Below are 22,827 nucleotides of genomic sequence, written 5' to 3'. Positions count from 1 at the left end.
TCTCATTTTGTAGATAATAAGTCAGAAATGTTGATGGTTACTCTAGAGACTTCAAAAATCTCTTCTATAGGAATAGGGGTTGGGAGACCTTTTTCTATGGCAGTTAAAAATGCTCGGGCACATTGTTCTTGTCCTTTATCTTGCCTCCACAGGTTTTGCTTTTTAAAGTTTGGCCAACCATATCCTGTCAATTTGCGAAAATTATCGAGTTGCAGAATTTTTCCTGCCGCAAACACCTCAATCCTCTCTTTGGGAAAACTTGCAGCTCCATTGGCTAAATAATGAATTGTCCCAAAAGATCCATCAGCAAATCCCAAGATAATTGCTGCCTTGTCTTCAGTAATTTTTACTGCAGGATTTTCACCCATACATTGGACTTGTACGGAAGTAATTTCACAATCGGCCAAAAATCGCATTAAATCAACCAGATGACAGGCTTCACCGAGAATACGACCACCACCAATTTGTTTATCTTGAGTCCAATGTTCAGCAGGAATTGCGCCGGCATTCATCGTCATGAGAAATGTTTTTGGTTCATTGACCGATTGCAATAACGATTTGATTTTTTGTATCTGTGGTGCAAAACGACGATTAAAGCCTACCATTAAATGTGGCTTCTTATTTGATAAATGAGCGGTATGATAAGTGGCTTCAATTTCTGCAAGTTCATTTAAATTGAGTGCTAAAGGTTTCTCAACAAAAACATGTTTACCAGCAGCTAAGCTCTTAGTTACCAATTCAGCATGGGTATTATGGCGAGTCACAATAACCATTGTGTTAATTTCTGCATTGTTGAATATACTTTCTGTGTCAGTAGAGGCAAAAGAAAAGCCTGCTTTTTCACCGTGAATCGCACTATTTACTCCTCCTGCTGTAACCAAGGTATGTAATTGGGCCTCTGCAGATTTGAAAGCCGGAATTAGCACTCGTGAGGCATAATTTCCTGCGCCTATAAAACCTAATATTGGTTTACTCGCATGAAAAACAGGATTAGCTTTTAATTGGACTTCGTTTTTAATGGGTTGATTTTTATCAGTTGGATAGTGCATTAGAATACCTAATGCCGATTTATTCTCCGTCAAAACCTGATACGCTTGTAATGCTTCCTCAAAGGTATAACGATGGCTGATTAATGGTTTCACATTTAATTGGCCACTTGCCATCATATCAAGGACGGCTTGAAAATTACGTTGTTCTGTCCAACGTACAAAACCAATTGGATAATCAAATCCTTTTTCTTCATACAACGGATCATAGCGACCAGGACCATAAGAACAAGAAACCTGAAAGCTCAATTCCTTTTCATAAAAATCAGCTCGATTTAATTCAAGACCAATAACACCAACTAAAACAATGCGACCCCGCTTACGACTCATTCGTGCTGCTTGTTGTAGTGGCTCATTTGATTTTGTAGATGCAGTAATAATTACTCCGTCAACGCCAAAACCTCGACTGAATGCCATTCCTGCAGTGACGGCGTCCTCTCCTTTACTTGGATTACAGGTTTCGGCACCAATTTGTTGCGCAAGTTTTAATTTTTCTTCGTCAAAATCGATTGCTAATACACGGCAGCCATGAGCTTTAAGCAATTGAATCGTCAGCATACCAATAAGCCCTGCGCCAATGACTACAAACGCTTCGCCCAAAGTTGGTTGTGCTAAACGTATACCTTGTAGGCCAATACTTGCCAAGACAGTAAAGGCAGCTGTCTCATCATCTACATTATCAGGAATTTTGGCACATAGATTTGCAGGTACTTTAACTAAATCAGCGTGAGAGCCATTTGAAGCAACGCGATCCCCAACATTAAATCCCTTACAATGTTTACCTACCTCAACAATAACACCTACATTACAGTATCCAGGTAAAATTGGTTGGGATAGCTTGGAGCGAACAGCGTCTAAAGTGGTTAAAATGCCTTCGGATTTTGCTTTGTCCAAAACCATTTTTACTTTTTCAGGCTGCTGACGCGCTTTTCCAAAATAAGATGCTTTACCAAAATCAAGCAGCATGCGCTCTGTTCCGGCAGAAATCAGTGTGGTTGATGTAGCGATTAATATACTATTATCATCCATCATTGGAGCAGGAGCTTCTATTATTGATGATTTACCATGACTCATATCCTGGATTAATTGTTTCATGTTGATACCTCAATTGAATTATGCTTTTGCGGATTTTTCTTTATAAGGCAATATAAGCCATAAGCAAAAAAGACTGGCATTACAGAATAAAAAAATGATTTTGAAAAAGAAGCAAGATCACTTCTTAAAAAGAAGAAAAACCAAGGTACCATGATTGCATAGACAATTACTTGCACGACATTTGATTTTCTTATCGCTTGATTTTCGATGTATTTAATGAGCATTCCCACAAAGAAGAACTCTAAAAATACCCCTACCGCCCCAAAATTTAAATAGCCTTCAGCGACTGGGAAAAATCCCATATTGCCACCAATTGCAATATATTCGGGGGAGAAAAACTCATGAGTGTATTTAACGCTTAAACTTTCGCTAAATTTTCCTATAGAAGAAGGAAGCAGATTAATAACCGCATCAACATAACTGCGGCCCCACAAAAAGCTGTCAGAAAACCAGGGGTCTACATCGAGCATTGATCTAAATGGCGCGCCGAGTTCACTGGCTGATAGGTCTAACCATGCCAGATTAAAATTCTCTAAGACATAAGACAATGCTGATGAGGCGCCGTGATCGGATAAAACTTGTCTGAAACTTGCAAATATTCCAAATAAAAAAGCACAAAACAAGGATGTTAATACAATGAGTAACGGTACTCTACCTTTGACTTTCAGAAAATAAATGAATAGAAAGGAAATTACCATGAAAAAACTGGGTCTTCGAATACCTAGAAAACTAACATAAGCAACAAAACATAATAAAAAGGATAGCAAAAAGAGGCCTAATACTATTCTTTTCTTGGAAGGCTGATAAAACCAGCTATGAACCATAAATAGATAACCAATAATTGAATAATATAAACCCAACTCCAAGGGGCCTGCCTCGCGTTTTAAAAGGGCTCGACCTGCATATCCAGCATTAAAATAAGCAGAAAATCCTACTGTGCCCGCAATTGCAGCAATTAGTATTACTATGCCAAGGGAAAGTATAAAAAAACCAAAAAATGATTCATATTTGCCATTGTTAATCCCGATAAAACGGGGTTTTCCAATAGCATAATAGCCAAAAATTTGTCCTAAAAGTCCCACTACACACATTGTTGTTACGAAAGAAACACCGCTTTCATTATAATCACCATAAAACAGATGATGCAGAGGAACTGCCATAGAATAAAAGAAAAAAGCAAGGAGACAAACGACTGAAGCAGAGAAGAAACCACTACCTGACTTATAACTTGCGAGGAAGGTAGCAATAATAAAACAATAAAACGAGGAAATGATTACCTCAGAATTTAACTCGAACCCATAAGAAATAAGAGCAGAGGCAACCCCAACTAAAAAAAAGATCCATAAAATAAACTCTAAATATTTCGCAGAAAAGTCAGCATTGTATTTCATTGTAGTCACCAGACACCTGATTTAAGAGCATACCTAATAAAGATTCTGTATCATCGAAATGAACAGAATCTAATTTGGAAGGACTAGGATGCTAGTTTCATGCTATTGCGTCTGTTAACTGCATCCTGAAAAAGTACAATCACGCATGACAATAAGAATCCCATCATTAATCCTAAGGCGATAAGTAATCCCTTCTTAGGTTTAATGGGTTTGGAGTCAATCAAGGGTTGACCATCCATAGCATATAGCGTTACGCCACTCACATCGAAGTTTAATGTGTTTAAATGGTTTAGTTCGGCTTGGAGCTTTTCGATTTTATTTGTATAGGGGGTATCATCTTTGCGTTCGCGTAATGCAGCAATTGTCGCGTTATTTTTCAAAATGTCTAATTGTTCCTGAAGTGCAGAAAGCTTTTTTTCATATTTCAATGTATGAGTATTTTCTTTTAGAAGAGCAATTTGTTTCTTCAGATAGGTAGATCCTTTTAAATAAAGATCATTATGATTCGACGCCACATCGACCACCACATTTTGATTTTTTATTTCTTGAAATTGGTTAGGGTACTTAATTCCCAGAAGTTGAGCCGTCTGTAATGCTTGATTTAACTCCTGTAAGCGAATTTGCCGATCGCGTTGGTCACGTTTAGTGAGCGCATTGATATTGTTGTTTAAGTGAGCAATGGATAAGTTCTGTTGCTCAATGAGTCGTTTGATCTCATTGTTTCGGCTTGCAGTCACATTACCAATACGGGTATTTATCTTTTCTGTTAATTTGGTCACTTTACTTTGAATGACTTCTTGTTGTGTGGAGATAAGATTTTCTAATACTTTTTGATTCGTATAGGCCAGATATGCTTTATTATCCTTCCCTTGTAAATCGAGGCTTCGTGAAAGAGTGACTAATTCAGCCTCTTGGCTATTATCTTTAAAGTTGTCTTTTATGTCTCCTTTAAAGTGATTAATGATAAATACCTTATAATTTTCGGCTGCCTTGTTCAACAAATGAGCGCGTTTTTCTTTGGATATCTGGGACTCTTTGTCTTTAGGGATTACTATATTATTTTCCTGCAAAAAAGAAATGATATTACTTTTTTGCGATAAGCGCTTGACAAACTTTTTAAATAATAAGCCTCCCTTAATATCTAAATCAGTATTTAGTATTATTTTTTGAAATTGATATGGATAAGGTTCAATTAAATTTGATCTAACTTCATAGGTCTTCGGAAGTAAAAAAGCAGCTAAAATAGCACCAAGAGTACAGAGGCCTGTAATCCCGAGTATAAAAGCTTTCCTTTTGAACAGAGCTGAGAATAAATTAAAAAAATCAATATGAGATCGGTCATCTGTTGGTTGATGCATAAGCAAATATTGTTGATTAAATGGCTGAAGTTTATTAGAGTTTTCATCCAGCATAATTCATTTCCTTACTATTTAAATTTGGGTTTGTGGAATTACCGTAAACTTGGGTAATAATATCGACAATTCGAGTAGAAGCATTTCCATCCCCATATGGATTTTGTGCTTGGCTCATTTGTTTATACAGGTTTTCATTTAAAAGAAGCTGCTCTACACCATTAATAATTTCATCTACATCTGAGCCTACTAATTTTACAGTCCCTGCAAGAACTGCTTCAGGTCGTTCAGTTGTTTTCCTCATAACGAGTACTGGTTTGCCTAAAGAAGGTGCTTCTTCTTGGATTCCTCCTGAATCTGTGAGGATTAAATAGGCATTACGCATCAGATATACAAAAGGTAAATAATCTACGGGGGGAATTAAATAAATATTATTAATTCCGGTTAATAACGAATTAACTGGGGCTTGAACCTGCGGGTTTAAGTGGACTGGATAAACAATATCAACGTCCGGGAATCGTTTCGCTATTTCTGCCAAGGCCTGACAAATTCGTTTAAAGCCTGAACCAAAATTCTCTCGTCGGTGGCCTGTTACGAGAATCATTTTTCTTGCAGTATCCAAAAATGAATATTCTTCTTTGAGCAGCAAACTTAGAACCGGTTCTGCATCCAATTGGTTCGTAATTTGATAAAGGGCGTCAATTACAGTATTTCCTGTGACAAAAATGCACTCATCAGGAATCCCTTCTTCTAAAAGGTTTTTACGCGAAAGTTTGGTTGGTGCAAAATGTAGATGTGTTAAACAACTCGCTAATTTTCTATTGGCCTCTTCAGGCCAGGGTGAGTAAATATTTTTAGTTCGTAATCCTGCTTCGACGTGCGCTACTGGTATACGCTGATAATAAGCGGCTAATGAAGCCGCCAAAGCGGAAGTCGTATCACCATGGACAAGTACTAATTGCGGTTGATACTCTTTAAACACATCGGTCAGACCTGTTAGGATCCTTGATGTGAGATTACTTAAATCCTGATTCGCTGTCATTACCTGCAAATCAAAATCTGGTTTCATGTGAAATAGTGCCAGCAGTGGGTCTAACAGTTGTCGATGTTGGCCTGTAATGCATATTTTATTTTGAATAATTTTCGATGCTTCTAACTTTTGAACCAAAGGGGCCATTTTGATGGCTTCAGGGCGGGTTCCAAAAACACAAAGAGTATTTACAGTCATGAAAAAATCCATTTAAACATTGTCGAAATCTATAACACTAACATTAACAGCGCACGCATCCTAATCGCGTATTTAGCGGTCTTTTGACCACTCGTAAAAATACCATACTCCATTGAATTTGAATAGCAATTTTTTTATCAAAGAGTATGTTTTGGAGCAAACCGGTAACACGACAAATAATACAGTTACTATGGCAAGTAAACAGAATTGAGAGACCTACATCTGGGCGGAACAACTAGTTTTGGATAAGTATTTTATCAGCTCCTTCTCTGGCAATAGATTATGTAATTTTCGGAAATTGGAAACAACCTATCCTCTGTGCATTGATTTCCAATCAAGAAACACCGATAGCTAGAGATAGACGGAAAGTCTATAGCGTGTAGTACGGCCCCTATTCTTAAAGTTCTTTACACAATAGAGGCTTATCATTGATAATGGCTTTTTTCAAATTTTAGTAAAAGAAATAGGGTATGTTTTAGAATGGCTCCACTAAAAATTTGCTATGTGCTCTCAACCACGGAAGGAGGAACATGGGCTTTTGAACAATTACGTGAGCTTCGGAATACTTATCAGTATGAGGTTTCTGTAATTTTAAGCGGGGATTCAGGCACCTTGGTTGACCGTTTTAAATCAGAAAACATTCCTGTCTATACCGCAGATTTCGATTTCATGCGTCCCACTGACATATTCTTTTTACCTCAAAAGATCTTAAAATTAGTTAAATTATTAAGACAAAAAAGATTTGATGTAATCCAAACGCATCTTTTTCCATCAATGGTTATTGGTCGAATTGCGAGCTGGATTGCAGATGTGCCTATTCGACTTTCCATGATTGCCGGTCCTTTTCATCTTGAAGCTGATACACCTCGATGGATTGATAAAACAACCTCCTGGATGGATGTGGCTGTGATACCTTCTTGTAATTATTCCAAACAACTCTATCTGAAAATGGGTGTTCCAGAACATCGACTTCATGTCATTTATTACAGTCCTGATGAGCGACGTTTTGATGCAGAAGCAACACTCCCTGCAGGCCTGAGAGAAGAATTTGGTTGGCCAGAAGAAACACCGTTAATTGGAATGATTGCCTATTTTTATCCAAAATTAGGAAAAAATAGATGGACGCCACCTTTTTTACATGGAAAAGCAATTAAAGGCCATGAGGATGTGATTCGTGCGGCTCCACTGATTCTTAAAGAATTTCCAAATGCAAAATTGCTTTTGATTGGCAGTGGCTGGGGAGAAACAGGACAGGAAGTGCTGCAATCCATGCAAGCATTGGTTGCAGAACTTGGATTACAAGATAGCGTGATTTTTACAGGACATCGCCAGGATATTCCTCGTATATATCGGGATTTGGATGTATCAATACAAGCCTCATTAAATGAGAACCTCGGTGGGACAATCGAGGCTTTGTTGATGGAGTGTCCTACCGTGGTAACTCGGGTAGGTGGTTTGGTTGATACCGTCATTGATGGAAAAACAGGTGTCCAGGTTCATGTTGCCGATCCTGTCGATTTAGCAAAAGGAGTTTTAAGTTTATTGCGAGATCCTAAAACAGCAAAAAAACTTGGAGAGGCAGGGCGAGCCTATATGCTTGAGAAGTTTACACTAAATTCCACGGTGAGTGATTTAAATAAACTTTATCAATATTATATAGAGCGAACGCCAACGGGTTATCGGCTCTATAAAACCATTTATCGTTTTCTCTTATTAAGTATTTTAGGTTCTTTTGTTTCCCTACGTTTTTTTGTTCTGGATATTTGGCTTCTTCCTCGATGGGATTTGGGATGGCGCCCATGGAAACAAATAGTCATTCGATCAAAGATGTTGCTCTATCGAGTTTATTCTCGCATAGGGCGGATGGCTGAGAAGCGTTCTCTTAAATCAAAAGACTAGAATTAATCCATTTTATTTATTGTTGGGTCTCACCAAAACGAATTGTTCATTATTGACTCAACATAAATAAAGATAAAACGAACCCTAAATAGTTCATAGTTGATAAATAAAGACATATTAGATTGTAGCCTGGATGAAGCGAGGAATCCGCGTTTTCCTTGCAAATAGTTCCAGGGTTACGGCCTGGGGCTTCACCCGGGTTACAAAACCCATTTAAGCGGGTTGTACTTTTCCTTCATAAACATCCATAACTGAATTGACGTCACCAAACATTTTTACACTTCCATGCTCTAGCCACAGTACACAATTGCAAAATTGTTTGATGATTTCATTTGAATGAGATGCAAGTACCATTATATTGGATTGATTTACATATTCATTCATACGATTTTTTGCTTTTTCAATAAAGCTTGCATCGCCTACCCCAATTACTTCATCTACAAGTAGAATATCGGGAACTAATGCAGTTGATAAACCAAATGCTAAGCGAATCATCATCCCACTGGAGTAGGTTTTAACGGGCATTGAAAGAAAATCACCAAGTTCTGTAAATTCTTCAACGTTTTTAATAATGCTTTTTATTTGATCGTTGGATAAGCCAAGAATTAGTCCTCGCATACGGATGTTTTCATAACCCGTAAGTGTGGGTTGCATGCCTACACTGATATTGATTAACGAAACAATATTTCCCTTAATGTGTATCGTTCCTTGCAATGGTTCATAAACACCGGAGAGAACTCGAAGTAAGGTGGATTTTCCTGCCCCATTATGACCTATTAATCCTAAACGATCTCCTTTTTTTAAGTTCAAAGAAATATTATTTAAAGCCTGCACTTGCAGTTTGCCACTTTTCCCATTACTTAAAAGGCCCCCAGTTGCAATGTTGGCAATACCTCTTTTTAAAGAACGTGCATCAATATCATAAACAGGATATGTGAGTGAAAGATTTTTACAAACAATAAAAGACACAACGCACTCCGTAATTAAATCCAAAAAGGAATATTTCTTCTGAATCGAGCAAACAGGACAAATGAAATGCAAGATAAAACTATAGTGATTGAAATGCAGGTATTCCATGTCACCAAATTAGGAGCTTGTCCTAGCAAAGGCATTCTAATTAAATCAATAAAATAATTTAATGGATTGAATACAATGATGGCGGAGTTTGGAAGTAAATTTGCATTCCAAGAAATAGGAGTAATAAAAAACATTACTTGAATTAAGCTATTAATGATGGGAGGAATATCACGATATTTTGTACCCAATATCGACAAGATTAAGCCGGCCGAAATTAAATTTAAGATAATTAGAAATAAGCCAGGAACCACATACAGGATCGCCCAATGGAGCGGTACTTGAAAATAAAGTATAACAACACAATAGACTAAGGCATTATGAAAAAATATGATGACATGACGCCAAGTTAACCTTAATACATATAAAATGTAGGGCAGCTTGATTTCGTTAATAAGCAGAGATGCTTCCACAAATGTGTTACAACTCTCTGCAAGTCCTGCTGAAATCAAAACCCATACTAGATATCCGGTTGTGAAAAAAGGAACATAATCTGCTATTGATTGATGAAACAGCTGACTGTATACCACTGAAAAAGCTACAATAATAACCAGCATACTCGCCGTGATCCAAAAAGGACCTAATACGGAACCTCGATAACGGATTTTTATGTCATTCCAGCCTAAATAGGTCCATAGCTTCCACTTTTTTATGGCATCGAATAAGTCAATAGCAGCAAGCTTAAATTGACTGCTTCTTATTTCATGAGAGGGTATATTAATATCAATAGTTTCAGTTAATTCGTTCATACACCATACACCTTACACCTGGGTTGCTTGTTCCATCACTTCAGTAAGAACTTGGCAGGTTTTATCAATTTCTGATTTTAATAAACTTGGATGTACTAAAAACATCAAGCTGGTTTCACCTAATTTGGATGCTACGGGTAGTCTGTTATGTGGACGCCAACCCGTATTATCAAACGCTTTTTCTAAATAAACTTCCGAACAGGAACCTTGATAACAAGGAACCCCGCGCGCATTAATTTCTTTTATAATGCGATCACGATCCCAGCCTTCGGCCAGCTGGCTTTCCTCTACAAATACATAACATTTGTAAGCTGCATGAACAATTTCATCAGGAATCTGAGGAACTCTTAATCCTTTTAAAGTTGATGCTACTTCATAGATTTGTTTTAAGTTCCCTAGTCGTTGTTGCTGCCATGTGGGCATTTTTTTGAGTTGTAAGCGTCCGATAACGGCTTGAATTTCAATCATTCGCCCATTCATACCAAAGCTTCGATGTACCCAACGAAAACCAGGTTCAATAGGCTCATTATATATGGCATCCCAAGATTTTCCGTGATCTTTATACGACCACATGGATGACCAGAGTTGTTCATCATTGGTTGTGACCATGCCTCCTTCACCGCCAGTAGTCATAATTTTATCTTGGCAGAATGACCAGGCGCCTATATGGCCTATTGAACCAACTGAACGACCTTTATATTGAGCCCCATGAGCTTGGGCACAATCTTCAATAATATATAAATTAAATTCTTCTGCTAACTCAAGGATTGGATCCATATCACAAGGCCAGCCCGCAAGATGAACGCAGATTATTGCTTTAGTCTTTGGAGTAACCACAGCACGAATACTCTCGGCGGTAATATTTTGACTGTTTTCGTCAACATCTGCAAATACAGGAGTGCCACCGCAAGTTACTATAGATGAAGCAGAAGCGATGAAGGTTCTAGAGGTCACAATGACTTCGTCCCCTGCTTTTATGTCAATCGCTTTTAAGGCGACATCAAGTGCCACAGTGCCATTTGCTAATGCTACAGCATGCTTTGTTCCTACCCAAGCAGCAAATTCCTTTTCAAATTCCCTGCATTCATTTCCAGTCCAATAATTTACCTTATTTGAGAGAAGAACTTGATGAATTCGCTCTGCTTCTTCTTCAGAGTAACTAGGCCAGGGTGAAAATGCTGTATTTAACATATTTAATCCTTTGAATTTTTTTTATAAATTTTTGCGGGTACGCCAAATGCGGTACAATAGTCTGGTAAGTCATTAACGACAGCCGAACCTGCCCCTACCATTACTTCTGAGCCAATTTTAATACATTGTCGTACACAAGAGCCAATACCAATCCAACTTAAATTACCTACACTCACATTCCCTGCTAAACTGACTCCAGGCGAAATGTGTACTGCATGCCCAATAGTGCAGTCATGCTCAATAATTGCCCCTGTATTAATAATCGTGCCGGCCCCAATCGTGCAATCAGGATTTAATACTGCTCTGGCAAAAACGACTGTTCCTTCTGCTATTTTAGCTGAAGGACTTATTATTGCTGAGGGATGAATAATTGTAGCTAATGGAATTTTTTCATTTAAAAAATACGTCATTTTTTCCATGCGAATGGAATTATCGCCGATTGCAACAATTAGGCCATCAAATTCAGAGGCCTGGGATAGAAAGGATTGAGTATTCCCATTAATCTTCCATGCCCCAACTCGGTCAATGTTCGGCCACCGGTCATCAAAAAAAACAATATTCTGCCAACCTGAACACAGAGCTGCATCAGCAACAACTTTAGCATGTCCACCAGCACCAAGAACAGCAAGAGATTTCATGGATTATTACCTGTAAATTTTTCGTTGGTGACACTCCCTTGACCTGTAATTCCTTCTCGCATCAATACTTTTTTTATGGTCATCATTAAAATTTTAATATCCAAATAAAAAGACTGATGATCCACATACCATAAGTCTAATGCAAATTTTCCTTCCCAATTTAGGGTATTACGGCCATTAACTTGAGCTAAACCAGTAATGCCAGGTTTTACATCATGACGTCTTTTTTGCTCGCTATTATAAAGGGAGAGGTATTCGATTAATAGAGGTCTAGGACCTACAAAGCTCATTTCACCTTTAAAAACATTCCATAACTGGGGTAATTCATCCAAGCTACACGCTCTTAAAACATGACCCAAGTGAGTGACGCGATCTTTATCGGGTAATAATTCGCCATTTTTATTAAATGAATCCTTCATTGTTCTAAACTTGATCAGTCGAAATGTTTTTCCATGTAATCCTGGACGATTTTGATAAAAAAAGATCGGTGAGCCTAGATGATAACGTATTAATAATGCAACAATAACTAATATCGGCATGAACATTATTAATAATGCACCTGATAAGATAATATCGAAAATACGCTTAAGCACAATAATCTCTCCAGTAGTCCTATACTTAGAAGGGTCAATAGATCATAAATTTTTGAACTATTTCTTACAAGGCTTAAACAGTAAAAGATTTTCCGGATGGAATGAACTATGAGATCCCATAGTTGACGTTACATTGAAAGTTTATTTGTTTGACAAAAGAAGAAGCCAAAGCTAAAGTAGCGTTTTTTAAAAGTATAGTTAGTCAATAATGCAAGCATTTAAGATAAGTAAAATAAAAAAAGTAATGTTTTTGATCACTCAAGTAATGATATTGAATCTTCTTGTCATTAAAGGTGCTTATGCTTATTTTGATTATGGAACTGGAAGTTTATTGATCCAATCACTTGTTGCATTTTTTGGCGTGGTCGCTATGTTCTTTAATCGAATCAAAGAATTGGTTCTGGCGTTTTTTCGCAAATTATTCTCAAAAAAACAACCCGCTCCTAAAAAGGAAATTGAAAACTCTTAATTTTTGGATGTAAATCATGGAGATTCCACAAGCAGCCACTCAGGTTCCTTCTTCATTCCGCGACCCAAGTGGTTTTGTGTTATTTAATAATGAACTAAAAAAAATCCAGCGAATTATTTTCCCTGTGTATTTTCAACAATATTCGCACTTAATGGAAAGTGGTTTATATGCTGAACTCTGTGAAAGTAATAAGCTCATCAGCCATCAACTCGTAGAGAATTCAGAACAGAGGATTATTATTAATCCCCAAGAAATACCATTTATTACGTACCCTTATGAATGGCCATTTCATTTATTGAAAGAGGCTGCTTTGTTAACTTTAGATATTGCAAAACGTGCTTTATCTTATGGTATGTGCCTAAAAGATGCTTCCAGTTTTAATATTCAGTTATTAAATGGAAAGCCAATTTTCATTGATACCTTGTCTTTTGAGTTTTATAAGGAAAATCAACCTTGGGGAGCATATGGGCAATTCTGTCGTCATTTTTTAGCGCCTTTACTCTTAATGAAATATAAATCGCTTAATTTTTCTAAGGCATTAAGCAATTACATCGATGGATTTCCTTTAGACTTGGTGAGCAGCATGCTTCCCATGAGTACTCATTTCTCACCATTTATTAAATTAAATGTGCATTTACATGCTAAAAATCTTAAGCGATTTAATAATACTTCTGTAGAATCGGAAAACGTTAGATCCTTGAGTAAATCCAAACTGATCGGTTTGTTAAACTACATGGAAAGCTTTATCAAGTCTTTAACTTATTTGGAAAAAAAGACTGAATGGAGCAATTATTATCAAATAACTAATTATTCTGAAGATGCATTTAAAGAAAAAAATGAAATTATTTCTCAATGGATATCGCTTATTGAAGCGAAAACAATCTGGGATGTGGGCGGAAATAATGGTCATTTTTCAAGGTTAATAGCTGAAGGAAAGGATTTAGTTATTAGTACCGATATCGATCCTATAGCGGTTGATCAAAATTATTTAATCAACAGGGCAACCAATGTCTCTTCCATAATTCCTTTAGTGATTGATATTACTAATCCCACTCCGAGTATTGGATTTGATAATCAAGAGAGAGATTCTTTTTCAAGCCGCATTATCAATAAAGAAATTAATTGCATTATGGCATTGGCATTGATTCATCATTTGTGCATATCGAATAATTGTACGTTCTCAATGGTGTTAAATTATTTCAAAAAAATGTCTAATTATTTAATTATTGAATTCATTTCTCCTGAAGACTCTTGGGTTAAGGAGTTATTGGCTCGTAAAAGAGGTTTTGAACATTTATTTGCATTTTATAATCAACAGGCTTTTGAAGAAGAATGTTTGAAAAATTTTGATATTTTAAATAAAAAACAAATCCAAAATTCTCACCGAACGTTGTATTTACTCAAAGCAGTGAACTCTTAAGATCATGAGCAATTTTTTGAAAAAAAGCTCGAACTTATATGCACTAATGTTACTGGTGCTTCTTTACCCTTTACTGTTTTATGCATCAAATAACTTTAATAGTTTTTCTCTATTTGAGATATTTATCTCATTTTTAATTTTATTATTTGTAAATGGAATTGGACTTTTATTCTCAAAGTTTCTTCTCGAAAATGTCTTGAGAATTAATGAGCACCTGAGTTTAAAAATAACCTATGGAATCTTGCTGATATTGTTTTTAATCATGATGAGGCATTCTGTTTTTAATAATCCAGAGTTACCTTATTTGGTTTATTTGCAAAATAATTCGGTTTATTCAAAATGGCTTCTTTATTCTTTTTTTGGTGCAGCATTTTTTTGCCTGGGATTTTTTCTATTTGAAAAGCAGGGAAAAATGTTTGTTATGATTTTTTTGATTCTTAATCTTTTTAATTTAGGGAAAATTATTACGCCAAAATTAACTTTTGAGGCTTCTAAAGAAAAGAGCAACAATCAAGCACAAATCGTATTAAAAAATAAAAAGAATATATATTTTATCCTGACAGACAGCTTAACTAGTATTAATGGTTTAAAGACGTTGGGCATAAAAAATGATCATCATCAATTTCTTGGCGAATTAGAACAAAAAGGGTTCGTTCATTACCCGGATTTCTATACTTCCTTGCAAGCAACCCAATATGCTTTATTTACGTATTTTAACCTAAGCTATAAATATCAAGAGCTACATGGGTATCAGGTGGATCCTATTTTACGTTTGCGTCACATATTAAATGATGGAAAATTGTACGATATTTTTAGAGATAATGGTTATAAAATAAATATCATGCATGAGTTGGACGTATTTTTATTAGATAATTGTTCAGCAGACCTTTGCTATTTTAATGTTACCAATAAATTAAGACCTTCTCTTAGCAGCATCAAAGAAAAGGTTTTATCAATAATTAGTTTTTTATCTCCTATAAATGTTAGTGCTTTATTTAAAGAAGAAAAAAAGGTTTTATTCTTTGACCCAAACGAGCTTGCCTATAATGACAGAAATGCGTTCATTACAGAAACCATTCAAAAATTAAAGCAATTGAATCTAGACCATCCTAATTTTACTTATATCCATGCCTTTACTTTTCCTGCTCATTCAGACACTAATTCTGAGACAATTAATCATTGTAATGAAGCAGAAGAAATACAAAAATACAGTCAACGAATCACATCTACGTCACAATTTGTATTGGCTATGGTGGATACAATTCGCGCGAGAGATAAGAACGCGATAATTATTATTGCAGGCGATCATGGTCCCTATATTTTTAAACAATGTACTCGAGAGGGGATCCAAAATCCAGAAGATGTTATCGAACGACAAGGGGCGTTTTTATCAATTTTATGGGGTGACGGATATGATGGAAAATATAACAGCCGTATAAAATCGTCCCATAATCTGTTCCGTTATGTTTTATCCTATCTCGCTGAAAATGAAGTATTGCTCAAAAATATTGATAAAGACCATGCGTTTACCCTGTATAATAATCAAAAAATTGGTCGAACAATTACCGATGGCAGCATTAATAAAAAAATAGTTATCGTGCCACATGAAGAAAAAGCAGCGTAATTAAAAGTGATCTCTTGAACTGTGCACCCAGGCTACCTTTAATAGCAGTTTAAGCTTTCAATTGAACTTCTTTTAACTGTAGAATTGTATCATTTACTTTTAAAAAATTGGTTCACTCATGTCAAACAATAAAAGGATTTTAGTCACTGGAGGTAGTGGATTTATTGGTTCTGCGCTTATTAGACATGTGATCCATCATACTGAGCACTTTGTCACTAATATCGATGCTTTAACGTATGCAGCTAACCCCGCGGCTCTTTATTCAGTAAAGAATCATCCTCGTTACCGATTCGAACATGAAAATATCTGTGATGAGTCTGCGATAAAACGAATTTTCACTCAATTTAAGCCAGACATTATCATGCATTTGGCTGCAGAATCTCATGTGGATCGCTCCATAAAAACCCCCATTCAATTTATTCAAACCAACATAGTGGGTACTTATAATTTACTGGAGCAAGCAAGAGAATATTGGGAAACTTTGACACCAGATAAAAAGAATAGTTTTCGTTTTCACCATATTTCTACGGATGAAGTTTATGGTGATTTACCTCATCCAGAGGATCACCAAAGCTCCAATATAGAGTTACCTTTATTCAGCGAAAATTCGAAATATGCACCAAGTTCACCTTACTCTGCAAGTAAGGCAAGTTCCGATCATCTGGTTCGCGCGTGGCATAAAACTTATGGTTTACCTGTCCTGATTACTAATTGTTCCAATAACTATGGACCGTTCCAGCATCCAGAAAAACTAATCCCGCAAACAATTCAAAATGCACTTACGGGACAACCTATTCCTATCTATGGGAAAGGAAATCAAATACGAGATTGGTTGTATGTTGAGGACCATGTTAAAGCGTTATTAGAAGTTGTGAGTTGTGGAATAGTGGGAGAGACTTATAATATTGGAGGTTATAACGAATTACAAAATATCCAGGTTGTACACGCTATTTGTGATGCTTTAGAAGAAATGAAGGGATCTAGTCGATTTCGATTTAAAGATTTAATTACATTTACAGAAGACAGACCGGGTCACGACAAACGATATGCCATTGACGCGACCAAGATAACCAGACAATTGAACTGGAAACCTCAAGAGTCATTTGAAACAGGGATAAGAAAGACTGTTCAATGGTATCTGGAACACTTAAAACTTAATTATTTATAGCATAACGAAGCTGCTCAACAATCATCTCCTGTTGAGCAGATGTTAGGCCAATCCATAATGGTAATCTAAGTATTCTCTCCGAGAGCGAATCGCTAAGAGTCAAGTTCCCATGGGTTGTACCGAAGCGCTGACCTGCTTGTGAGGAGTGTAATGGCACATAATGGGATGTCGCATAAATACCTTTTTCTTTGAGCTTAGCAAGAATTGTATGGCGGTTGGTTCCAGGAGAGAGAAGTACATAGTAAATATGTGCATTATGTTGACAATGAGCGGGCACTATAGGGCGACGAAGAATACCTGCTGTCTCTAATGGCTCAAGAAGCTGGTGATAATAGTTCCAAACCCCTAAACGTTGTTGGGTAATGTGTTCTGCATCTTCAAGCTGAGCCCAAAGAAATGCCGCAATCATATCGCTTGGTAGAAAGGATGAGCCAACATCTTGCCAAGTGTATTTGTCAACTTCTCCACGGAGAAATCGACTGCGATTGGTTCCTTTTTCACGAATGATCTCTGCTCGCATAACCATATCTGGGTTATTTACTAAAAGAGCGCCACCTTCTCCAGAGATGATATTTTTAGTCTCATGAAAGCTATATGCACCCAGGTCACCAATACCCCCTAAAGTTTTACCCTTATAGTTCGCCATTACTCCTTGGGCAGCATCTTCAATCACCATTAAACCATATTGCTTAGCAATATCCATGATGGCATCCATCTCACAGGCAACACCGGCATAATGCACCGGGACTATTGCTTTAGTTCGTGACGTAATGGCCGCTTCAATAAGGTTCTCATTAAGGTTCAGTGTATCCTCACGGATATCAACAAAGACCGGTTTTCCTCCTTGTAACACAAATGCATTGGCGGTGGATACAAACGTATAAGAGGGCATGATGATTTCATCACCAGGATTTATATCCAGTAATAAAGCGGCCATCTCTAACGCGGCCGTGCAGGAATGAGTTAGCAGGGCTTTGGAGCTGCCGGTCTGTTCTTGAAGCCAGGTATGGCAACGTTTGGTAAACAGTCCATCTCCAGAAAGCTGGTTATTAAGGTGAGACTCTGCTATATATTGCAACTCTTTACCAGTTTTGTATGGTCGATTGAATCCGATGTCGTTCATAAAATCCTTAAAGCCTTTCAGTACTTATGCTAAAAAATTGCCTAAAACGTATTTTGTCACACATATATTTAAAATCCCAGAACCAAATATAAAGTCGGACTGTGATTATTTTTTGTGGGATTCTTGTTACTTATGTTAGAGTAGAGCGTTTTCTCATCATCTAGAAATTCAGGATAGTTTATGAATTATCGTGCCAACGGATTGGTTTGTACTTCTCCAGTTTTAAAGAATAAAGATCTGTATTTCGGTTTTTTTATCATATTCATGGTTAGCATTTTAGTATTTTACTGTGCCTTTTTGTTTGCAGTTTGGCAAGGAAGCAATATTCATTGGGTAAGTGACCTACATGTGCATGCACAAGCTGTTGTAGATGCAGCTACAACACATCATTTTCCAGTGTACTCGCTTTGGTACAGGCTGATTTATATTGTAAGTGGTTTTTCAGAGCAGTATGCTCATATTGCTTACGCATCAATTCTGATGCTTGCCCTGCTGACAGCCGCTAAGTATATTATTTCTTATCAAATTTTACAGAATAATTGTCCTGCCCCACCAAAAGTATGTGCTTTAATTTGTTTGGGCTTAATCTTTGTTATGCCAGTACTTAGTTATTATAATTGTAAAGAAGTGCCAGTTTGCATAAATAATTATCATGTTGTGATTGGGAATATTGTACCTAATCAGTGGCATAATTCTACTTTGATTTTGGCTATGCCTTTTAATTTATTACTATTTTATTATTCCGTTAAAGAGATCCGCTCAGAACGTTTAACTTCATTTCTGATAATGGGTGTTCTTAGTCTCATCAGTATATTGTGCAAACCAAATTATTCTTTGGCTTATTTACCGATTTTATGTATGACTATTTTGATTTTAAACCTGAAGTCATACCATTATTTTAGAGCATTTGTTAAATGCGCTTTGGTTGCCATTCCCTCGATCCTCATTTTACTATACCAATGGTATTTTACTTTTGTAGATAGCAGTGTTCCTTTACACAATTCTAAAACAATAATTGCCCCTTTTTTAGTCTGGTCGCATTTTTCCCCACATATAATGATCTCACTAATTTTATCAATTGCATTTCCGTTATGTGTACTGTTCTTTTATTTTAATAAAATTGATTTTTACTTAACTTTAGCTTGGCTTACATTCCTTTTGGCAGTAGCTTCTTTTTCTTTTCTAGCCGAATATCCTAACTGGGCTAACGGTAATTACGGCTGGGGATTAATTTCATCGTGTTATATTTTATTCTTATTTTCGGCAGTCTGTCTTTTGAATCAACCCATAGATTGGAAAGCTAAAGTGGCCTACACGGTATTCGGTGTTCATTTTTTATCGGGATGTTTTTTGTTGGGAAGTTTTTTTATTCGACAAACATCTCTTTTATTATGATTTGAAACGGTTACCGTTTTCACAGAGCAAGATGTTTAATAATGTATATAAAAAATAATCAACAGTTATGGAATATCAATGAAGATACAAGGACAACATCGCTTTTTTCCAGGGCTTAATGGGTTGCGGGCTATTGCTGCAATATGTGTATTTATTCAGCATACAGGAGTGTTTTTAAGCCTATTTGGTTTTCAAAATGCTGCTAAATATAATCATTTATTATTATCCGGACATGAGGCTGTATTACTATTTTTTGTATTGAGTGGTTTTCTAATTACCTACCGTCTACTCGAAGAACAAAACCAGACTGATCAAATTAATTTAAAAAAATTTTACCGTGGTCGTATATTACGTATAGCCCCCTTACAGATCTTAATAGTAGGGCTAAGTTTTCTAATGTTTTTAGTTTTTTATGGATTGATTCCCTCATACCATGAACCCATTCATCCGCTATCAACATTTCTACTTCTATTATTTATTCCTAATATTGCTGGGTTAGTAGACAATATTGTGAATGGAGCCTCTCATATCTGGTCTTTGGGTGTTGAAAATGAATTTTATTTAATATGGCCGTTACTTCTTATCCGATTCAGACGATCGATACTGGTGATGATTGTTTTATTTATTCTAATAAAATTAGTTTTGGAATTATTTGTTTTACCCTCATTTATTGCTCATATTTATTCAAATCAATTCACGACGTTATTTGCGAGATTTCTTGTTCGCCTTTTCCCAATTGAAAATATGGCCGTTGGTGCATTAGGGGCATGGCTATTGTTTACCCAGAAAAAAAGAGTACTAAATATTATTTTTAATCCCGTGACACAACTATGTACTTATATATCCATTGCTTGGTTAATCTATTGTAACACTAAGGGTGTATCCCACTTCATTGAAGCATCCTTTGTCCCTTTCGTATTTTTATCGTTAATTCTTAATGTTTCATGTAATCCGCGAAGTTTTTTTAAATATGAAAATAAGATATTTAATTACTTAGGAACTATTTCATACGGAATTTATATGTTCCATCCCATCGTGGTATTTTTGACTATATGGTTTATTCGAAATTATGTACCGCATGATAATGCTTGGTATGTTGCTTTTATTTATGTATTATGCGCCGCTCTAACTATTGGTATTTCGGGTTTATCATTTAAATATTTTGAAGAACCCATTATGCGGCTTAAACGGAAAAAATCCTCAGCAGAAGTTCCGGCATCCGTTTCTTATTCTGCGTCTAATTCTTTAGCCAAAGAGGTCTAAGCATTAGGTGAATATATTGGCCAAACAAAAGTAGACTCACAAGGAAAGGATGAGATTCAAATGGGCATTTGAACAAATAATAGGGTAATTTTCTGTTCATCTTTAATTTACGATACAACCTCAAAATTTCGAGGCTTTACTTTTTGATAACGTACCTGTGGAAAAACAAAATATCGAAACATCAGAAACAAGGCACACGCTACTACAAAAATAGCGATCCCCTGAATTGCTTGATGCGGAAACTTAAGTTTATCTACAAGAAGTAGCAGCATGATAAAATTGATCCCGTAGCCTATAAAATGGGCGATCCCATATCGTATTAAGGCAAACCGATGTGTTCCTTGGTAAGCGAATGAATATTTGAAGTGGCTAAAGTAACCTATTAACGCACCTATGGGATAAAAAAGAGTAATGGCTACTTTGGGTTCAAGCCAAAAAAAAGTGACGAGTAAATAAATGAGATAACCAATGAGATTATTAATCACGCCGACAACACCGTATCGAATGAATTGATATAGGCCCGGAAATTTTTGTATTAATCGATTCATTCTTAATCCGCACATTGTAAAAGAAGTTGTTGGCGATCTACTTTCCCATTTGGATTTTTAGGTAATTCTTTTCTTACAATAATGCGGCTTGGGATCATATATGTTGGTAGTAATTCACCTAAATCCACTAAAAGGGCTTGTTCATCAACATCGTCAGCACTGGCTACGAAACCAATCAGTTTGCCATAGGCAACATTGGTTCGATGATAAACAACAGCCGCTTGATTTATTTGCGTAAACTTTACCAGAGCATGTTCTATTTCCTCTAATTCGATACGATACCCCATGTGTTTCACCTGGTTGTCTTTTCGGCCAATAAAATGTAAAGCTCCATCTATTTCTTGAACAAGATCTCCAGTGCGATACATGCGTTTCATAAAACGTTGTGGTTCGGAAAGCGTAATAAACGATTTTGCACTGCGCTCCAATTCGTTAAAATAACCCGCCGCAACATTAGGTCCTAAAAGACATAGTTCACCCTCCGTCGCTTCCTTATCGTGTTCATCAAGAATAAGATAGTCAAAGTTTGGATTGAGGGTACCTAAGGGAGGAAGCCCATTGAGCTGTGTGAAATCATTCGCACTTAACTTATAAGCGCTACAAATACACGTACATTCAGTAGGTCCATAAACATTTACTAATGTTGCTTGTCTGGAAAACAAATCATAAAGTTTTTTTAATTCTGTTTTGGGATAACCTTCGCCACCAAAAATAATATGACGTAATTTTAAAAGTGTTTTGGTTTCCATTGCCTTCATGGTGACCAGATAGATTAATAAGGAGGGGACTGAAAACCAAATGGTGCATTCCATATTGCCTACATGAGTGACAAGTTCATAAGGTTTGGTCAATAACTCACGCGGCACCGGACTTAATGAAGCGCCAGAAAATAATCCTACGTAAAAATCAAAGACTGAATTATCAAAGTACAAGGGACTTAAATGGGCAAAATTATCGTGATTGTTTATTTGAAAATACTGATTACCCCAAGAGATAAAATGCAGTACATTTTGATGCGTTACCGCAACACCCTTAGGAATTCCAGTAGAACCTGAAGTGAACATAACATAGGCGATAGTGGAGCCATCAATTTTTTTCATTAACTGTATTTGTTGTTCTCGAGCGCTCGGAGTAACTGATGGAAGGATATCCGGTTTAAGTTCAATCGCTTGAATTTTACTTGCATTAGCTAAGTCGTGCATCTGGTTGCTGCAAGCCGGATCATCATAGAATAAAAATGCAGCTTGGCTCACTTGGAGAATAGGTAAATTGCGAGCTAAAGGTGCTGCAATATCAATGTTGACGTAAGCAATACCTAATCGAATTGATGCGATCATCAGTGCATAGGTCAAAAAGTGTTTACTACTCCCAATTGCAACTACATCACCAGGCCGCATTTCTTTGGAAAGTAAAAAAGCACCTAATCGTTGAGCACAGTCCATTAATTCTGCATAGTTAATCGACTGTTCGGGATAACGAAGAGCGGGTTGCGTTGCATTCTCTAATACAACATCATCAAATAACACACCTAAATTATGGTAATATTTATTCATATCTTCTC

Annotated in this window: 19 protein-coding genes; 7 read left to right on the top strand and 12 right to left on the bottom strand. The window is 36.5% G+C overall.

Annotated features, from left to right (window positions below; translation table 11 throughout):
- Window positions 1–2: 2 nt before the first annotated feature.
- The 4 genes from ACWTEW_RS28375 to wecB form a co-directional block, all read right to left on the bottom strand.
- Window positions 3–2,141 carry a bi-domain-containing oxidoreductase gene (locus ACWTEW_RS28375; RefSeq protein WP_454781377.1) on the bottom strand — a complete coding sequence of 713 codons (2,139 nt, stop codon included), beginning with the start codon at window positions 2,139–2,141 and terminating at the stop codon, window positions 3–5.
- The gene (locus ACWTEW_RS28370) at window positions 2,138–3,532 is read right to left on the bottom strand and encodes an O-antigen polymerase (RefSeq protein ID WP_454781376.1); all 1,395 of its coding nucleotides are present in this window, start codon (window positions 3,530–3,532) and stop codon (window positions 2,138–2,140) included. Before ACWTEW_RS28370 ends, ACWTEW_RS28375 begins: the two co-directional genes overlap by 4 nt.
- 83 nt (window positions 3,533–3,615) lie before the next feature.
- Complete coding sequence (locus tag ACWTEW_RS28365; protein WP_454781375.1) at window positions 3,616–4,944, bottom strand: Wzz/FepE/Etk N-terminal domain-containing protein; 1,329 nt, start codon at window positions 4,942–4,944, stop codon at window positions 3,616–3,618.
- On the bottom strand, window positions 4,934–6,112 hold the full coding sequence (wecB, locus tag ACWTEW_RS28360) for a non-hydrolyzing UDP-N-acetylglucosamine 2-epimerase (RefSeq protein WP_454781374.1): 1,179 nt from the start codon (window positions 6,110–6,112) through the stop codon (window positions 4,934–4,936). The genes ACWTEW_RS28365 and wecB overlap by 11 nt, the downstream gene beginning before the upstream one ends.
- 480 nt (window positions 6,113–6,592) lie before the next feature.
- On the opposite strand from wecB, the gene ACWTEW_RS28355 reads away from it, so the two are divergent.
- Window positions 6,593–8,011 (top strand): glycosyltransferase, encoded by a 1,419-nt coding sequence (locus ACWTEW_RS28355; protein WP_454781373.1) that lies wholly within the window; start codon window positions 6,593–6,595, stop codon window positions 8,009–8,011.
- Between the two features lie 213 nt (window positions 8,012–8,224).
- Here the strand turns inward: ACWTEW_RS28355 and ACWTEW_RS28350 are convergent, their stop codons facing one another.
- The 5 genes from ACWTEW_RS28350 to ACWTEW_RS28330 are packed head-to-tail and all read right to left on the bottom strand — an operon-like array spanning window position 8,225 to window position 12,256.
- Window positions 8,225–8,980 (bottom strand): ABC transporter ATP-binding protein, encoded by a 756-nt coding sequence (locus ACWTEW_RS28350; protein ID WP_454781372.1) that lies wholly within the window; start codon window positions 8,978–8,980, stop codon window positions 8,225–8,227.
- Window positions 8,981–8,994: 14 nt separating this feature from the next.
- On the bottom strand, window positions 8,995–9,834 hold the full coding sequence (locus ACWTEW_RS28345) for an ABC transporter permease (protein ID WP_454781371.1): 840 nt from the start codon (window positions 9,832–9,834) through the stop codon (window positions 8,995–8,997).
- Between the two features lie 12 nt (window positions 9,835–9,846).
- On the bottom strand, window positions 9,847–11,025 hold the full coding sequence (locus tag ACWTEW_RS28340; protein WP_454781370.1) for a DegT/DnrJ/EryC1/StrS family aminotransferase: 1,179 nt from the start codon (window positions 11,023–11,025) through the stop codon (window positions 9,847–9,849).
- Window positions 11,026–11,027: 2 nt separating this feature from the next.
- Window positions 11,028–11,663, bottom strand: a complete 636-nt coding sequence (locus ACWTEW_RS28335; RefSeq protein ID WP_454781369.1) for an acetyltransferase — start codon at window positions 11,661–11,663, stop codon at window positions 11,028–11,030.
- Window positions 11,660–12,256 (bottom strand): sugar transferase, encoded by a 597-nt coding sequence (locus ACWTEW_RS28330; RefSeq protein WP_454781368.1) that lies wholly within the window; start codon window positions 12,254–12,256, stop codon window positions 11,660–11,662. Before ACWTEW_RS28330 ends, ACWTEW_RS28335 begins: the two co-directional genes overlap by 4 nt.
- A gap of 208 nt (window positions 12,257–12,464) precedes the next feature.
- Between ACWTEW_RS28330 and ACWTEW_RS28325 the strand changes: the two genes are divergently transcribed.
- The 4 genes from ACWTEW_RS28325 to rfbB all read left to right on the top strand — a co-directional run bounded on the left by ACWTEW_RS28325 (window position 12,465) and on the right by rfbB (window position 16,937).
- Window positions 12,465–12,725: a hypothetical protein gene (locus ACWTEW_RS28325; protein ID WP_454781367.1), complete on the top strand. Its 261-nt coding sequence runs from the start codon at window positions 12,465–12,467 to the stop codon at window positions 12,723–12,725.
- Window positions 12,726–12,741: 16 nt separating this feature from the next.
- On the top strand, window positions 12,742–14,145 hold the full coding sequence (locus ACWTEW_RS28320) for a class I SAM-dependent methyltransferase (RefSeq protein ID WP_454781366.1): 1,404 nt from the start codon (window positions 12,742–12,744) through the stop codon (window positions 14,143–14,145).
- A 262-nt stretch (window positions 14,146–14,407) separates the two neighbouring features.
- A complete protein-coding gene (locus ACWTEW_RS28315; protein ID WP_454781365.1) occupies window positions 14,408–15,769 on the top strand; it encodes a sulfatase-like hydrolase/transferase in 1,362 nt (453 codons plus the stop codon).
- A 118-nt stretch (window positions 15,770–15,887) separates the two neighbouring features.
- Window positions 15,888–16,937, top strand: coding sequence for a dTDP-glucose 4,6-dehydratase (gene rfbB / locus ACWTEW_RS28310; RefSeq protein WP_454781364.1), 1,050 nt, complete (start codon window positions 15,888–15,890; stop codon window positions 16,935–16,937).
- Here rfbB and rffA read toward each other — a convergent pair.
- Entirely contained in the window at window positions 16,924–18,060 is a 1,137-nt protein-coding gene (gene rffA / locus ACWTEW_RS28305; protein WP_454781363.1) for a dTDP-4-amino-4,6-dideoxygalactose transaminase, read from the bottom strand. The two genes, rfbB and rffA, sit on opposite strands and share 14 nt — an antisense overlap.
- A gap of 180 nt (window positions 18,061–18,240) precedes the next feature.
- Here rffA and ACWTEW_RS28300 point away from each other — a divergent pair, with 180 nt between their 5' ends.
- Complete coding sequence (locus ACWTEW_RS28300; protein WP_454781362.1) at window positions 18,241–19,455, top strand: hypothetical protein; 1,215 nt, start codon at window positions 18,241–18,243, stop codon at window positions 19,453–19,455.
- 78 nt (window positions 19,456–19,533) lie between these two features.
- Window positions 19,534–20,718 (top strand): acyltransferase family protein, encoded by a 1,185-nt coding sequence (locus ACWTEW_RS28295; RefSeq protein ID WP_454781361.1) that lies wholly within the window; start codon window positions 19,534–19,536, stop codon window positions 20,716–20,718.
- A gap of 107 nt (window positions 20,719–20,825) precedes the next feature.
- On the opposite strand, the gene ACWTEW_RS28290 is transcribed toward ACWTEW_RS28295, so the two are convergent.
- Both ACWTEW_RS28290 and ACWTEW_RS28285 read right to left on the bottom strand, forming a co-directional pair.
- The gene (locus tag ACWTEW_RS28290) at window positions 20,826–21,266 is read right to left on the bottom strand and encodes a GtrA family protein (protein WP_454781360.1); all 441 of its coding nucleotides are present in this window, start codon (window positions 21,264–21,266) and stop codon (window positions 20,826–20,828) included.
- A gap of 2 nt (window positions 21,267–21,268) precedes the next feature.
- Window positions 21,269–22,819: an amino acid adenylation domain-containing protein gene (locus ACWTEW_RS28285; protein WP_454781359.1), complete on the bottom strand. Its 1,551-nt coding sequence runs from the start codon at window positions 22,817–22,819 to the stop codon at window positions 21,269–21,271.
- Between the last annotated feature and the right edge of the window lie 8 nt (window positions 22,820–22,827).

This window comes from Legionella stuttgartensis, assembly GCF_977063405.2.
Note: the sequence above shows the minus strand (reverse complement) of the source record. Positions and strands in the feature narration are given on the sequence as shown.